This window comes from Shimia sp. R10_1 (assembly GCF_017744095.1).
Lineage (GTDB): Bacteria > Pseudomonadota > Alphaproteobacteria > Rhodobacterales > Rhodobacteraceae > Shimia.
Genome location: NZ_JAGHQX010000003.1, coordinates 228,639 through 242,501, shown reverse-complemented (window position 1 = coordinate 242,501; position 13,863 = coordinate 228,639). Strand labels below are relative to the sequence as shown.

The following is a 13,863-nucleotide window of genomic DNA, read 5'->3' as shown; positions in this document are numbered from 1 at the left end:
GTTTTGCTGCGCATCTAGGGTAGAGCACTTCTATGACCATTCGGGTAAAGATCTGCGGGCTGAAAGAGCCTGAACATGTGGTTGCGGCAGCGGAGGCTGGCGCGGCCTATGTGGGTTTCGTTTTCTTTGAAAAATCCCCGCGAAATGTGAGTCTTGAGCGCGCGCGCCTGCTAGCAAACTCTGCGCCTGACAGCCTTACCAAGGTCGCATTGACCGTGAACGCGGACGACACGTTTCTGGAAAACCTTCTGACCGCTGTGCCGTTAGATATGTTGCAATTGCACGGCAGTGAAAGCCCGGAGCGCGTGGCAGAGGTGCGCAGCCGTTTTGGCCTGCCGGTGGTGAAGGCGATTGGCATTGCCGATGCTGAAGATGTGGCCAAAATTGATACTTACGGCGCGGTTGCCGATCAACTTCTTGTTGATGCAAAGCCTCCAAAGAATGCTGATCTGCCCGGCGGAAACGGCCTGTCCTTTGATTGGCGTTTGGTAAACCGCGCAGATTGGCCGCGCCCTTGGATGCTCGCTGGTGGCTTGACCGTCGACAATGTGGCGGAGGCTATCCAGATGACGGGCGCGCAGCAACTGGATCTGTCTTCTGGGGTCGAAAGCGCGCCGGGCGTGAAAGATGTCGGTATGATTCAGGCCTTTATGAAAGCTGCGCTAAGCGCTGTTTAAAGCTCAAACAGTTGTTTTATCCATCTTTTGAACTTCACTAAGCGCCGCAAGTGACGGCGCTTTTTGTTGGCGCGCGCTTTGGCGCGAAAAATCTCTTGCTCTTTGGCATAAGTGGTAAGTGGCCGGGCAGGCAGCGGGGGCTCGGGAGGAAGCACATGGGCCATTGTTCAAGTCCTTGTTGGGAAAAGACTTGACGATCATGGCCCGTAAATCATTTCATTATTAGGTGGCTATTTTGAGAGTTTGATTTCAAAAATGGAACGATCTCCATCCTTGGATGATTTGGGGCTGTTTGTGGATGTGGCCGAAACCGGAGGGCTGGCGGGCGCGGCGCGGCGCTCAGGCGCGACGGTTCCCACGCTCAGCCGCAAGATGGCAAACCTTGAACGTCAATTGGGCCGCAAGCTGTTTGAGCGTGGGCCGCGCGGCTATGCATTGACCACCGAAGGGCGCGCGTTGCTGGATCAATTGGATGATCTGCGCGCCGTACGCGCGCGGTTGACGCGGGTCTTTGCCAATCCCGAAGCCGTCCGCGTCCGGTTGACTGCAGGCAGTCTGACCGCAGGCTATATTGCGCGACGGCTGGGAACGGTTTGGAGCAAAAGCGATCCATGGCGTTTGGAGTTTGTCGAAGGCTCCAAAATGCTCGACATCGCTAGGCGCGATGCGGACATTGGGGTGCGAAACCGGCGGCCCGATCAGCCGTGGCTGGCTGGACGCCGAACGCGTAAGGTCGAGTTTGCCGAATTTGCGGTTTGTGACACTGTCTCCGGCTACATCACGCTGCAACAGGGGCCAGAGCCCACCGCCTCGACTCGGTGGATACACACGCATCATGGCGAAGATGTTCTGACGACCGCGAGCTCCTCTTATACGTTGGTGAATTTGGCGCAGGCTGGCGTTGGGCGCATCGTCATGGCGACCAGCTTCGCGTCTGACATGCCTGGATTGCAGCAGGTGAGTCCAATCATCAATGATTTGACCAGCGAAGAATGGTTGGTGTGTCACCATGATGCGCGTCATGATCCGCCCATAAGGGCGGCTTTGGACGCCGTTGCTGAAATCTTGACCGCGCGTAAGTGAGCAACCTTTTGTCAGACGAGACCTTGCGGGCGCGCTTTGCGCTTGCTCTCCTTGTGTACGGCGTTTTAGGTACAGGCGACGCAAGGGAGAGACGCATATGTCCAACGATCTTTTCAACAGCTTTATGACTGGCCCTGACGAAAATGGCCGGTTTGGCGATTTTGGCGGGCGGTTTGTCAGTGAAACGCTGATGCCGCTGATCCTTGATCTGCAAGCAGAATATGAAAAGGCTAAGGATGATCCGACCTTCTGGGCGGAAATGGACGATCTGTGGAAACACTATGTGGGCCGCCCAAGCCCGCTGTATTTTGCCTCCCGCATCACCGAAGAGCTGGGCGGCGCCAAGATCTATTTGAAGCGTGACGAGCTGAACCACACCGGCGCGCACAAGGTGAACAATGTGCTTGGCCAGATCATTCTGGCACGCCGTATGGGAAAGACTCGCATCATCGCAGAAACCGGTGCAGGCCAGCACGGTGTGGCGACGGCAACCGTCTGCGCGAAATTTGGCCTGAAGTGTGTGGTCTACATGGGCGCGCATGATGTGCAGCGTCAGGCGCCAAACGTGTTCCGCATGCGCCTTTTGGGGGCCGAAGTGGTGCCTGTGACCTCGGGCCGCGGCACGCTGAAAGATGCGATGAACGATGCTCTGCGTGATTGGGTGACCAATGTACGCGACACATTCTACTGCATTGGTACCGTGGCTGGTCCGCACCCCTATCCGGCGATGGTGCGGGATTTCCAATCCATCATCGGCAAAGAGGTGCGCTGGCAACTTGCAGAGCAGGAAGGCGAAGGCCGCTTGCCGGATACTGTGATCGCTGCCATTGGCGGCGGCTCCAACGCCATGGGCCTGTTCTATCCATTCTTGGATGACAAAGAGGTCAACATCATCGGCGTTGAGGCCGGTGGCCGTGGCGTGGATGAGAAGATGGAGCATTGCGCCTCGTTGACCGGTGGCCGCCCTGGTGTGCTGCATGGCAACCGCACTTACCTGCTTCAGGACGACGATGGACAGATCCTTGAGGGCTATTCCATCTCCGCGGGTCTGGACTATCCAGGCATCGGGCCAGAGCACAGCTGGCTGCATGATACCGGCCGCGCGCAGTATGTTTCCATCACCGACAAAGAAGCGCTGGAGGCGTTCCAGTTCTCCTGCGCGATGGAAGGCATCATTCCTGCGCTTGAGCCAAGCCACGCGCTGGCCCATGTGATGAAAATCGCAGGCGATCTGCCCAAAGACCATATCATCGTCATGAACATGTGTGGCCGCGGCGATAAAGACGTTCAAACCGTGGCGCGCCATCTGGGCTTTGACATGTCTGACACCGAAGGCCGTACCGCCGACTAAGGCGTGTCAGACAAGCATTTGACAGAGAGCGCCTTTCATGGCGCTCTTTTCTTTTGCGCAGCCGCTATACGAAAGAACATTAACTTCACCTCACGCACATGCGGTGTCGCACGATCCTCTCCCTAAGCTAAACAGACAGATGGCCGCGCAGATTTCGCGCAAAAGCAGCCTCTGATGTTTCAGAAAAGGAGAGTGATATGGCGAATGATAGAGCGAAATCGGAGTTTGGAACGCTTGAGAACACGGGCCTTAATCGCGCCAAACGTCTTGCAGAGCGGGTGGTCAGTGCAATGCGTGCGCAAGGCTATCAGGATATCGAGTATATCCTCACAGATTGCCAGTTGACGGTGGTGGCAAGCGCCTCAGGAAAAATGCCCAAAACAGAGTATCTCTCGGTGCCGCACACACTCACACGTCCGCGCAGCATGCCATATCCGCACCGCTTTGTGCTTTAGATGTCGGCTGAGTGAGCGGCGCGCGAAACACATCACGCGCCGCCAATGCAACATGGGCTTTGTCGTTTGTTGCTTTGAACGGGGCACCTGCGGTTGCGGGCCCCACTTGCCTTTGGCTTATGCCTCGTGAAGGACGGTCTCAAACCCTTCGAATTGTGGCGGGCCCACAATCACACCTTCAGTCTTGCTTGCACCGGCGTTGCGATGTGCATCCCGAAACTGTTCGGATTTTGTCCACGCCTCAAAATCTGCGCGGCTGTCCCACAGCACGTGGCTGGAATAAAGCGTATACCCTTCGCCGGCTGGGCCTTTCAAAAGACGGAATTCGCGGAAGCCATCAAGTTCTTTCAGGCGGCTCTCGCGTGATTTCCAGACCTCTTCAAAGTCACTTTCGCGGCCCTCCGCGATCTTAAAGCGGTTCATGGCAATATAGCCCATAGCGGTGCCTTTCTCTTGCATTTTGTGTTGAGCACGGAGCGCTGGCTAACCAAGCAAGGCGGCTTGCGTCTGTGCAGGCACCTGACACAGATCGCACAACAGCGTCAATCGGTCAGGAGAGCGCATGCGCCTTCAGCACATGCAGCGGCACAATATCCAAAGCCCGCTGATGGGTGGCCTCCAAATTGGCCTTTGGGGCGCAGCCTTCATCATGCGCCTGCAGGAAACGCGCAGCGCAGAGGCACCACTGATCTCCGGGTTTGAGCCCTGCGAAGTTAAACTCAGGCCGGGGTGTGGACAGGTCATTGCCCACATATTTGGAGAATGCCAGAAACTCTGCGGTCATCACGGCGCAGACCGTATGGCTGCCCTGATCTTCTGCGCAGGTGTTGCAATGACCATCTCGGAAAAAACCGGTGACAGGATCCAAGGAACAGGAGGCCAGCTTTTGGCCCAACACGTTTACGGAGGCATCTTGTTTCATCATGAGGTGACCATGGCACGGGCTGTGTCAGTACGGCAATGGGAGAGTGGATCTTTGAAAAAATTGAACGTTCATTCAAGAAATGAATTGACCGTTGCAACCGGGTGCGCGAAGCATGGCGCCTATGAAACAGATTACCGAACCCGCCCGCCAAATTGATGTGATTCACGAAACCGATGTGCTTGTCGTGGGCTCGGGCCCTGGCGGTCTTTCGGCAGCACTGGCCGCTGCGCGTGCTGGTGTGGAGGTCACGCTGGTGGAGCGCTTCGGCTGTTTTGGCGGCAATATCACCGTTGTGGGTGTCGAAGGCATGCATTGGTATCGCCACGAGCAGACTGTCGAAAGCATGGGCATTCCCAAGGAATTTGAAGATGCCGCCAAAGACGCTGGCGCGGCTGTGCCCGAAAGCCAGTCGCTCAGCTATGAGATTGACAGCGAAGGCTTCAAATTTGTTGCGGATCAGATGGTGCAGAAAGCGGGCATCCACCCGATGCTGCACCGCGCCTTTGTGGCCCCGATCATGGAAGGCAATGAGATCAAAGGCATCATTACCGAATCCAAGGCGGGCCGTGAGGCGATCCTGGCAAAAGTGGTGATCGACGCCACCGGCGATGCGGATGTGGCGCACCGAGCGGGCGCGCCTTGTCATATGGCCCCGCGCGAAGATCTGATGGCGGCCTCGGTGATGTTCCACCTCGCAGGTGTCGACAAAAGCGCCTTTATGGAGGGCATCAAGGCAGACCCACAGACCTACGCCGATTGGGGTGGCGGCGGAGAGTGGAACATCGAAACTTCTGGCAAAGAGGATCAGATGTTTTCCCCCTTCCTCTACAAACCCTTTGCCCAGGCGATTGAGGCCGGGCTGATCCCGCCGCATCTGAACACCATCGCGGGCACCTGGGGGGCGATGCATGACACGGGCGAGCTGACCTATATGAACCTCATCCATCTCGATGGGATTGATGGTACTGATCCGGATAGCTTGACGCAGGGTGAAATCGAAGGACGTCGCCAGACAATGCTGGCCATTGAGGCGCTCAAACGCTTCCTGCCGGGCTGCGAAAACGCGCGCCTCAGAAACTTCGGCATGACTTTGGGCATCCGCGACACGCGCAAGGTGGACACAGTCTATGCCATGAGCGAGCTGGATGTGCGCGAACAGGGGCGTTTTGAAGACAGTATCGGGATCTTCCCGGAGTTCATCGACGGCTATGGCGTTTTGATCCTGCCCACCACAGGGCGCTATTTTGAGGTGCCTTACCGCAACCTGCTGCCGCAAGGCGTGAAAAACCTACTGATTTCTGGCCGCGCCACTGCGGGGCACAAGATTGCCCATGCGGCCACCCGCAATATGGCCTGTTGTGCGGTGATCGGGCAGGGGGCAGGCGTTGCTGCCGCACTCGCTGTGAAGCAAAACCGCGCGCTGGATGCACTCAATATCTCTGACATTCAGGCGGGATTGGAAGCACAGGGCGCGCGGGTCCATTAACGCGCGCTTCCTCTTGCCTTAAATATCCGCGGGGGTGCGGGGGCAGCCAGCCCCCGCCGTTTGCAAGCGCTCAGCGTGCGGTGTCCGCAATTTCCCGAAACAGCGCGATATTGCCATCGGTCACGCCGCTGTCCTTGAACTTCCTGTCCGCAGAGTTCACCGCGATCACCACGCCCTCAGTGCGGTTGATGTAGATGTATTGCCCATAAACGCCGATGCCAAAGAACTCCCCCTCACGAGGGTCTTTGGGCATCCACCACTGATAGCCATAGTGCAGCTTGCCGGGCTGGGTGTTGGCGCTGGGCACGGTGGCGGCGGCCAGCCAATCAGCTGGCACAATCTGTTCGTCGCCATATTGGCCCTCTTGCAGGATCATCTGGCCAAAGCGGGCATAGTCACGGGTGCGGATGTTGAGGCCGCCCAGCACAAAGGCCACGCCTTCGCCATCCGTGACATAGTAAGGGCTCTCCTCATACCCGAGTTTGCTGATGATTTTTTCACTCATGAGATCGGGGATAGAGCGGCCAGTGGCGCCGCGGATCACCATCCCGATGACATGGGTATCAATCGAGACATATTGAAACTGCGTGCCCGGCGCGACAAAGGTTTCGCTGAGACCGGCGGCAAAGCCGTCCAATGTACCGCCCAATGCAAGAACGCGGCCCATACGGTTGATATCAGAATGAAAATCCAGATAGTCCTCGTTGAAAGTCACCCCTGAAGACATCTGAAGCACGTTCTTGATGGTTGCGCCGTCATAGGCGGAGCCTTTGAGCAAAGGCGCGTATTTGGTGACCGGATCGTCAAGGCTCTCGATGTGGCCTTCCGCCAGCACAATGCCCATGAGCGAGGACAGATAAGATTTTGCCACCGACCAGCTGATCTTTAGGTCTTCGGGAGCGGTGTCCTGATGGTAGCTTTCATGCACAACCGCTCCGTCCTTGAGCACGACGACGCTGGTCACGGCACGCTCTTTGAGCCAGCTGTCAAAGCGGTCTGGCATTTGCATCGCAGTGCCGATTGGCAGGGGGCTGACCGCTGTGTCGCCCTGCGCGATGTCCGCAGTAAGAAAAAGCGTGTCCATATTGGAGAAGTTTGAAACGATCTTTTCTTCGCTAAACAATGAGTTCACCGCCAGAAGCCGGGTGATCTCTTCGCGTTTGAGAAAATAGACCGCCACGACCGCCAGCGCCAGCATGAGCAATATGCGGCCCAGCCACTTCCCGAATCTACGCATCTTCGTTCTCCCCCGAATGCCTCAAATTTAACGCAACTTGAGCATCTTGCGGGGCAGGGCTGCAATGCTGACGTTAGGTGAGCCTCTCTGGCGCGCGCCAGTCCACCCAGCGGCCGTGAAAGTCAGCACGGCCCAGATCAATAGTCACATCACCGGGCCACAGGCGTAATGTGAGCGCCGCACCGCGCGTTTCTGAATCTGCCTCGTAGGAGAGCCACGCCAACGGTTCCGCCTCAGTGGCCTGCGCCCCCGCAGCTTCCATAATTTTGGTGCCGCGCGCCTGACCTTCAACGGGAAAATACTGCCAAGCCACGGTGGAGTAGATCAGATGCAGCGCGCCGTCCTGAGGAGCGGTAACGCGCGCTTCCAGCCAATCAATTGCATCCCCGGCGTCCACCTCAGCATCTTGTAGTGCGATGGCCGCGCGGGTGCGGGTGATGCGCTCTGCTTGATCGGCCCAGAGATAGGCCTGCAGCCGCAGCGCGTGTTCCGGATCATGGCTATCGAGGGGATGCAGATCAACGCCACGCCGGTCCACGACAGTAAGCGCGCCTAGTGGAGGAAGCGCGCCTTGCCAGCCCGGCGTCAGCACTACGTCGCTTTTGGGGCCATAGCCATCACCTACGGCGAGGTGGAAGTGGTCAAACATCAGGTTCAGCCCGGCAGAGGCCCCAAGCTCAGAGAGCTTCATCGGCAGGCCAAAGCGCTCGTTCAGCAACTGTGCCGCAGCAATCAGAACGGCGCTGCGGCGCACCTCATTTGTTTGTGGCGCATTGGTGATCCAGTCGCACAGAAAAGCATCGTGGCGCTGCAAGGCCGCCAGGACTTCGTGGCCAAGCTCCGCATCGGTGGCAACGTTGGGCGGGTAGACCGCTGTCAAAGCTTGATCGACCTGCTTGAGAACCAAAGCGTGCAGCCCACTGGCGATCCGCAATGGCAGGCTGTGGCCCTTTGGCCCGATATCCCCTGTGTATGCGGCGCATCTTGAGGCCAGTTCGGTGTCTGCGGGCCAATGTGTAGAAAGCAGGCGCAACAGGCGCCCCATGAATGGGCTGTCTAACGCCTCGCAGTGGCCCGCCTGCTCTAAAAGTGCTGCACCCAGCGCACTCACGAAAACTTATCCATCAGTTTTTGTAAGGGGCTGCGACTGTCCTCTTCTGGAGCAGTGTTGGTCGCGGCCTTTGGTTTCGAGGCTGCTGCCTTGGCTGGGGCAGGGGCATTGTTTGCTTTCGGGCCTTTTGTGCCTGTAGACGGACGTGGCGGGTTCAGCCGCATGGCGACCGCGTTGGAAAATTTGGTAGTGTCGCCCTCTGCCAGATGGGCTGCACCATCAGAAATCCCGCGCAACATATCGTCGAGCCAATCCTGATCGGCTTTGCCAAAATCCTTGAGCACATAGCCACTCACCAGCTCTTTGCGCCCCGGATGGCCGATCCCCATGCGCACACGGCCATAGGTCTCGCCAATATGTTGATGGATGGAACGCAACCCATTGTGGCCCGCGTGTCCACCACTCATTTTGTATTTGAGCTTGCCTGGCGCAAGGTCCAGCTCATCATGGAAAACCACAACGTCCTGCGAGGTGAGCTTGTAAAATCGCATCGCCTCACCCACCGATTGGCCGGAGAGGTTCATGAAGGTTTCAGGCTTCAGAAGCAGCACCTTTTCACGGCCCAGTCGCCCTTCGGTCAGCGCGCCCTGAAACTTGCCTTTGAAGGGTGCAAAGCCGTGATCCGCCGCAATCTGATCCATCGCCATAAAGCCGATATTGTGGCGGTTCTGCGCATATTTGGACCCCGGATTGCCAAGGCCGACGAAGAGTTTCATGTGATCTGCTCGCTGTAATTTCTGCGATGCAGTATAATCACGCGGTGCAGCTGTGGCAAATCACTCCGCAGGTTCAGCGGAGCGGCCTTCACAGCGGGGCAGATGGTCTTCGTCATGGAGCTTCAACCGTCGTGATGCGGTAAAATCATGGCGCACATGGTCCCACCATGCGCCCACATAGCTCTGTTCCGCCTCAGCATGAAACACCTCCGGCGCCACCCGCCGCAGGGTGGGCAGGCGCGTCCATGCCACATTGGGGAAGGAGTGATGCTCGTTGTGATAGCCCGTGTTGAACAGCAGCCAGTTGATCGGCCCATAGGTGGAGCGCGTCGGGTTCACCTCGTCATCACCCGGATGCTCCGTCAGGGATTGCCCAAGGTTGGTCACGCCCAGCTTGCCGAGGAAAAAAGACAGCGACCAGAGGTGATAAAGCAACGCCCAGGGGCCGAGCAGAGCCAGCAGCACCAGATTGGACATCACGGATATGACGATAAAAGGCCGCATCTCCTGTGCGTCTGGGGACGTGCCTGTGAAACGCGGCTCCGGGTCGCGCACCGGTCGGCCAGAAGCCCAAGCATAAAGCGGCGGCAGAATCTTGTCTGCGATGAAGACGGATCCCAAAGGCAACGCATGCAGGATCAATGTCAGAACAGTCAGCGCATGTTGAAGCGCAGGGCTGGTTTTCCCAATCGCAAACCGCGCCTGCAGCGCGCAGAGGTCTTCATGTTCATAGTCGTTGTCATAGTCGCCAATAAAGGGATGGTGGCTGGTGACATGCTGATGCTGGTAGGTCAGCTGCTTGCCATAAGAGGTGAGGATGAATTCCAGTCCCAGATCAAAAGCCAGCTTTGGGCGATCAGCACGAAAAACCAGTTTGTGGCAGGTCTCATGGATCAGCGAGGCGGCAGAGTGGTACACCAGTTGCCCGATCAGAAAGGCGGTGAGTCCGATCATCCAGATCGGCTGGTCGGAGATCAGCCAGGCAATCCCCCAATGCACCATCAGCAGGACTGGCAATGCCAGCGCCGTCAGCGGTTGCGGTCCTGAAAGCTCTTTCAGTTCGGGATGCGCCGCCAGCGCGGCTTTGCGCATCTCATTGTGGCGGCGGGACTGCGGAGAGATCCCCTTGGGTCGCGTGGCGGTATCAGACATTGGATTATGGTGCTCAAATTCAGGTGGTGCCAGCCTACGCAACGATCATGGCGGGTCAATGTGCAAAAGCAGCGCGCCAATTGATAGCGCTCACAAGATAGGGCAGGGCGTAGGATGGTTGTGCGGATTTTCGCACAACTTCCGTCAGGCCCGTGCGGGATTTCGCACATTTTGTCGTGACTTGTGGTGCTTCGGTTGCCGGTTTTCGCCATAAGTATATGTTTTTTAATGTTAAAAATTTCAAGAGGGCGCAATTGCAAGAATTTCTTGAGCGCTTCCTTGCCTATGGTCACAGTCTTGGCATCCAGCGCTTTGGTCTGTGTACGGGCGCTGAAGGCACTAGAACGAATATCTGGGAGGAAAAGAGATATGAAATTCTTGACCACAGCAGCCACCGCTATGGCATTGACTGTAACCGGCGCAACCTTTGCCGCTGCGGCCTGTGACGAGGGCGAAATCGTCGTCAAATTCAGCCACGTGACCAACACCGACAAGCACCCCAAAGGGATTGCTGCGTCGCTTCTGGAAAAGCGCGTGAACGAAGAGATGGACGGCAAGATGTGCATGGAGGTCTTCCCGAACTCCACGCTGTACAATGACAACAAAGTGCTCGAAGCGATGCTTCAGGGCGACGTACAGCTCGCCGCGCCTTCGCTGTCCAAATTTGAAAAATTCACCAAACAGTTCCGTCTGTTTGACCTGCCCTTCATGTTCAAAGATCTGGCAGCAGTCGATGCGTTCCAAGCGTCTGACAAAGGTCAGGCCATGCTCGACAGCATGCAACGCCGTGGCCTGCAGGGTCTGGGCTACTGGCACAACGGCATGAAGCAGATGTCTGCCAACGTGCCTCTGGAAACACCAGCGGACGCCAACGGTCTGAAGTTCCGCGTGCAGTCCTCTGACGTGCTTGTGGCACAGATGGAAGCCATGGGTGGCTCCCCGCAGAAGATGGCCTTCTCCGAAGTATACGGCGCGCTGCAACAGGGCGTTGTGGACGGTCAGGAAAACACCTGGTCCAACATCTACGGCAAGAAGTTCTTTGAGGTGCAGGACGGCATCACAGAGACCAACCACGGTATCCTCGACTATCTGGTTGTGACCTCCGTGGACTGGCTCGACAGCCTGCCAGAAGATGTGCGCACCCAGTTCATCACCATCTTCCAGGAAGTGACCCACACTCGCAACAAAGAAGCGGAAGCGGTGAATCTGGCGGCGCGTCAATCCATCATCGACGCGGGCGGCACCATTCGTGAGCTGACCCCAGAACAGCGTCTGGCATGGGTCGAAGCGATGAAACCTGTCTGGGAAAAATTCACCGACGATGTTGGCCAAGACAACATCGACGCAGCGCAGGCGATCAACGCCGCGGGCTGATTTCAGGGCTGAAATCCTGATGAAATTTGAGCGGGCGGGCCGCCAATGGCCCGCCCGTTTTGCAACCAAAATCCACTCAAAACACAAGCGGGACGCAGGACAATGCAAACCAAGCATAGCTTTGTGGACCGGATCGAAGAGACGCTGATCGCGTTTCTTCTGGGCAGCATGACATTGATCACCTTTGCCAATGTGATTGCCCGGTTCGGTTTCAACTCAAACATTCTCTGGGCGCTGGAGGCGACAGTTTTTCTGTTTGCCTGGCTGGTGCTACTGGGCGCTTCTTACGCGGTTAAGAAACACAGCCATCTGGGCGTGGATGCCATCATCAATATGGTCAGCCCCGCCACCGCACGTGTGCTTGGCCTGATCGCAGCGGCGGCCTGCCTGGCGTTTTCGCTGCTGATGCTGAAAGGCGCCTATGACTATTGGGCCGTGTTTGCCGATCTGCCGCCCACCTCCGGGCGTTGGTTCCCGACCGGCTTTGACCTGAAGGCGCGCAGCCAGTCTTTCTATGAGGTGCAAGACGTGCCGATGATCGGCGCACTGACGTTTCTGGAAGATCTGATCAACTACGGCGACGCATATGAAAAGATGCCCAAAGTGGTGCCTTACATCGTTCTGCCAATCTCCATGCTTTTGCTGGTGTATCGCTTTGCGCAAGCATCGATGGCCATTTTCCGAGGCGAGACCGACCGTCTTGTGGCAAGCCACGAGGTAGAAGACGAAATTGAAGAAGTGCGCGCACTTCAAGGGGAGCACGACTGATGGCTGTTGTACTACTTTTTGCCATGGTGATTGGCCTCTTGCTGATCGGGGTGCCGATTGCGGTCTCCCTTGGTCTCAGCTCGATTCTGTTCCTGCTGATTTTTGGCGATGCCACGCTGGCCTCGGTTGCAGGCACGCTGTTTGAAGCCTTCGAGGGCCACTTCACGCTGCTCGCGATCCCGTTCTTCATTCTGGCAAGTTCCTTCATGACCACAGGTGGTGTGGCGCGCCGCATCATCCGCTTCTCGATTGCCTGCGTGGGTCATCTGCCCGGCGGTCTGGCGATTGCGGGTGTGTTTGCCTGCATGATGTTTGCTGCGCTCTCAGGCTCCTCACCAGCGACCGTTGTGGCCATCGGCTCCATCGTGATCGCGGGCATGCGTCAGGTCGGCTACTCCAAAGAATTCGCCGCCGGTGTGATCTGTAACGCAGGCACGCTCGGCATTCTGATCCCGCCCTCCATCGTGATGGTGGTTTATGCGGCAGCGGTGGAAGTCTCCGTGGGCCGTATGTTCCTTGCGGGTGTGATTCCGGGCCTGCTGGCGGGCCTCATGCTGATGGTGACCATCTACGTCATGGCCAAGGTGAAAAACCTGCCCAAAGGCGAATGGAACGGTTTTGGCGAGATCGTGCAGAGCGGCATGGAAGCGGGCTGGGGCCTGTTCCTGATCGTGATCATCCTCGGCGGCATCTACGGCGGTGTTTTCACCCCGACAGAGGCAGCAGCCGTGGCAGCGGTCTACGCGTTCTTCATCGCTTGCTTTGTCTACAAAGACATGGGGCCTTTGGCGGCAGAGAACAACGGCGGCCAGAAGGTCTCCCTGTTCAAGAAGCCACACGCGTTGATCACATCTTTCTTTCACGCAGACACCAAGCACACGCTGTTTGAGGCCGGCAAACTGACGGTTACCTTGCTGTTTGTGATCGCCAATGCGCTGATCCTGAAGCATGTTCTGACCGAACAGCAAGTGCCGCAGACCATTGCCAACGCCATGCTGTCAGCAGGCTTTGGCCCAGTCATGTTCCTGATCGTGGTCAATGTGATCCTGCTGATCGGTGGTCAGTTCATGGAGCCCTCAGGCCTTCTGGTGATCGTCGCTCCGCTGGTGTTCCCGATTGCGATTGAACTGGGCATTGATCCGATCCATCTGGGCATCATCATGGTGGTGAACATGGAAATCGGTATGATCACACCTCCGGTGGGTCTCAACCTCTTTGTGACTTCCGGTGTGGCCGGGATGCCGATGATGGGCGTGGTGCGGGCGGCCCTGCCGTTCCTGGCGGTGCTCTTCGTCTTCCTGATCATGATCACCTATATTCCCTGGATTTCCACCGTGCTGCCCAATGCGGTCATGGGGCCGGAGATCATCACCAACTAGGGGAAGTAAGCGGTGCGCTTCCGCGCGCTCTTATTCAGAAAAACGCAAGGCGACGCTCCGATCTCGGGGCGTCGTTTTTTGTTGTGGGTTAGGATTAGGCAGTTTTGCGGAGAAGCGGTTCAGGGGCAGGTCTGCCCTGAACGCGCCAA

The 13,863-nt window shown here is 57.3% G+C and carries 15 protein-coding genes; 8 read left to right on the top strand and 7 right to left on the bottom strand.

The window, feature by feature from the left end:
* Positions 1-32 precede the first annotated feature (32 nt).
* Positions 33-677, top strand: coding sequence for a phosphoribosylanthranilate isomerase (locus J7413_RS08070; RefSeq protein ID WP_209097557.1), 645 nt, complete (start codon positions 33-35; stop codon positions 675-677).
* Here J7413_RS08070 and J7413_RS08065 read toward each other — a convergent pair.
* A complete protein-coding gene (locus tag J7413_RS08065; RefSeq protein WP_209097556.1) occupies positions 674-841 on the bottom strand; it encodes a hypothetical protein in 168 nt (55 codons plus the stop codon). The two genes, J7413_RS08070 and J7413_RS08065, sit on opposite strands and share 4 nt — an antisense overlap.
* A gap of 91 nt (positions 842-932) precedes the next feature.
* Between J7413_RS08065 and J7413_RS08060 the strand changes: the two genes are divergently transcribed.
* The 3 genes from J7413_RS08060 to J7413_RS08050 all read left to right on the top strand — a co-directional run bounded on the left by J7413_RS08060 (position 933) and on the right by J7413_RS08050 (position 3,566).
* A complete protein-coding gene (locus J7413_RS08060) occupies positions 933-1,760 on the top strand; it encodes a LysR family transcriptional regulator (RefSeq protein ID WP_209097555.1) in 828 nt (275 codons plus the stop codon).
* Positions 1,761-1,857: 97 nt separating this feature from the next.
* Positions 1,858-3,111 (top strand): tryptophan synthase subunit beta, encoded by a 1,254-nt coding sequence (gene trpB / locus J7413_RS08055; RefSeq protein WP_209097554.1) that lies wholly within the window; start codon positions 1,858-1,860, stop codon positions 3,109-3,111.
* Positions 3,112-3,308: 197 nt separating this feature from the next.
* Positions 3,309-3,566 carry a hypothetical protein gene (locus J7413_RS08050; protein WP_209097553.1) on the top strand — a complete coding sequence of 86 codons (258 nt, stop codon included), beginning with the start codon at positions 3,309-3,311 and terminating at the stop codon, positions 3,564-3,566.
* Between the two features lie 117 nt (positions 3,567-3,683).
* On the opposite strand, the gene J7413_RS08045 is transcribed toward J7413_RS08050, so the two are convergent.
* Together J7413_RS08045 and J7413_RS08040 are read right to left on the bottom strand one after the other, a co-directional pair.
* Positions 3,684-4,004: an antibiotic biosynthesis monooxygenase gene (locus tag J7413_RS08045; RefSeq protein ID WP_209097726.1), complete on the bottom strand. Its 321-nt coding sequence runs from the start codon at positions 4,002-4,004 to the stop codon at positions 3,684-3,686.
* Between the two features lie 112 nt (positions 4,005-4,116).
* A complete protein-coding gene (locus tag J7413_RS08040) occupies positions 4,117-4,488 on the bottom strand; it encodes a DUF2237 domain-containing protein (protein ID WP_209097725.1) in 372 nt (123 codons plus the stop codon).
* A gap of 124 nt (positions 4,489-4,612) precedes the next feature.
* On the opposite strand from J7413_RS08040, the gene J7413_RS08035 reads away from it, so the two are divergent.
* Complete coding sequence (locus J7413_RS08035) at positions 4,613-5,977, top strand: FAD-dependent oxidoreductase (RefSeq protein WP_209097552.1); 1,365 nt, start codon at positions 4,613-4,615, stop codon at positions 5,975-5,977.
* 70 nt (positions 5,978-6,047) lie between these two features.
* On the opposite strand, the gene J7413_RS08030 is transcribed toward J7413_RS08035, so the two are convergent.
* The 4 genes from J7413_RS08030 to J7413_RS08015 all read right to left on the bottom strand — a co-directional run bounded on the left by J7413_RS08030 (position 6,048) and on the right by J7413_RS08015 (position 10,193).
* Positions 6,048-7,214, bottom strand: a complete 1,167-nt coding sequence (locus J7413_RS08030; RefSeq protein WP_209097551.1) for a serine hydrolase — start codon at positions 7,212-7,214, stop codon at positions 6,048-6,050.
* A 73-nt stretch (positions 7,215-7,287) separates the two neighbouring features.
* Entirely contained in the window at positions 7,288-8,325 is a 1,038-nt protein-coding gene (locus J7413_RS08025) for a DUF2332 domain-containing protein (protein WP_209097550.1), read from the bottom strand.
* On the bottom strand, positions 8,322-9,041 hold the full coding sequence (pth, locus tag J7413_RS08020) for an aminoacyl-tRNA hydrolase (protein ID WP_209097549.1): 720 nt from the start codon (positions 9,039-9,041) through the stop codon (positions 8,322-8,324). Before pth ends, J7413_RS08025 begins: the two co-directional genes overlap by 4 nt.
* Positions 9,042-9,101: 60 nt before the next feature.
* Positions 9,102-10,193 carry a fatty acid desaturase gene (locus J7413_RS08015; RefSeq protein WP_209097548.1) on the bottom strand — a complete coding sequence of 364 codons (1,092 nt, stop codon included), beginning with the start codon at positions 10,191-10,193 and terminating at the stop codon, positions 9,102-9,104.
* Between the two features lie 369 nt (positions 10,194-10,562).
* Here J7413_RS08015 and J7413_RS08010 point away from each other — a divergent pair, with 369 nt between their 5' ends.
* The 3 genes from J7413_RS08010 to J7413_RS08000 all read left to right on the top strand — a co-directional run bounded on the left by J7413_RS08010 (position 10,563) and on the right by J7413_RS08000 (position 13,714).
* Positions 10,563-11,567, top strand: a complete 1,005-nt coding sequence (locus tag J7413_RS08010; protein ID WP_209097547.1) for a DctP family TRAP transporter solute-binding subunit — start codon at positions 10,563-10,565, stop codon at positions 11,565-11,567.
* Positions 11,568-11,669: 102 nt separating this feature from the next.
* The gene (locus J7413_RS08005) at positions 11,670-12,335 is read left to right on the top strand and encodes a TRAP transporter small permease (protein WP_209097546.1); all 666 of its coding nucleotides are present in this window, start codon (positions 11,670-11,672) and stop codon (positions 12,333-12,335) included.
* On the top strand, positions 12,335-13,714 hold the full coding sequence (locus J7413_RS08000; protein WP_209097545.1) for a TRAP transporter large permease: 1,380 nt from the start codon (positions 12,335-12,337) through the stop codon (positions 13,712-13,714). The genes J7413_RS08005 and J7413_RS08000 overlap by 1 nt, the downstream gene beginning before the upstream one ends.
* The last annotated feature ends 149 nt before the right edge of the window (positions 13,715-13,863 follow it).

What these genes read in the sequence shown, in the direction of transcription:
- J7413_RS08070 (WP_209097557.1), top strand. Translation starts at nt 33, where the DNA reads ATGACCATTCGGGTAAAGATCTGCGGGCTGAAAGAGCCTGAACATGTG.
- J7413_RS08065 (WP_209097556.1), bottom strand. Translation starts at nt 841, where the DNA reads ATGGCCCATGTGCTTCCTCCCGAGCCCCCGCTGCCTGCCCGGCCACTT.
- J7413_RS08060 (WP_209097555.1), top strand. Translation starts at nt 933, where the DNA reads ATGGAACGATCTCCATCCTTGGATGATTTGGGGCTGTTTGTGGATGTG.
- trpB (WP_209097554.1), top strand. Translation starts at nt 1,858, where the DNA reads ATGTCCAACGATCTTTTCAACAGCTTTATGACTGGCCCTGACGAAAAT.
- J7413_RS08050 (WP_209097553.1), top strand. Translation starts at nt 3,309, where the DNA reads ATGGCGAATGATAGAGCGAAATCGGAGTTTGGAACGCTTGAGAACACG.
- J7413_RS08045 (WP_209097726.1), bottom strand. Translation starts at nt 4,004, where the DNA reads ATGGGCTATATTGCCATGAACCGCTTTAAGATCGCGGAGGGCCGCGAA.
- J7413_RS08040 (WP_209097725.1), bottom strand. Translation starts at nt 4,488, where the DNA reads ATGAAACAAGATGCCTCCGTAAACGTGTTGGGCCAAAAGCTGGCCTCC.
- J7413_RS08035 (WP_209097552.1), top strand. Translation starts at nt 4,613, where the DNA reads ATGAAACAGATTACCGAACCCGCCCGCCAAATTGATGTGATTCACGAA.
- J7413_RS08030 (WP_209097551.1), bottom strand. Translation starts at nt 7,214, where the DNA reads ATGCGTAGATTCGGGAAGTGGCTGGGCCGCATATTGCTCATGCTGGCG.
- pth (WP_209097549.1), bottom strand. Translation starts at nt 9,041, where the DNA reads ATGAAACTCTTCGTCGGCCTTGGCAATCCGGGGTCCAAATATGCGCAG.
- J7413_RS08015 (WP_209097548.1), bottom strand. Translation starts at nt 10,193, where the DNA reads ATGTCTGATACCGCCACGCGACCCAAGGGGATCTCTCCGCAGTCCCGC.
- J7413_RS08010 (WP_209097547.1), top strand. Translation starts at nt 10,563, where the DNA reads ATGAAATTCTTGACCACAGCAGCCACCGCTATGGCATTGACTGTAACC.
- J7413_RS08005 (WP_209097546.1), top strand. Translation starts at nt 11,670, where the DNA reads ATGCAAACCAAGCATAGCTTTGTGGACCGGATCGAAGAGACGCTGATC.
- J7413_RS08000 (WP_209097545.1), top strand. Translation starts at nt 12,335, where the DNA reads ATGGCTGTTGTACTACTTTTTGCCATGGTGATTGGCCTCTTGCTGATC.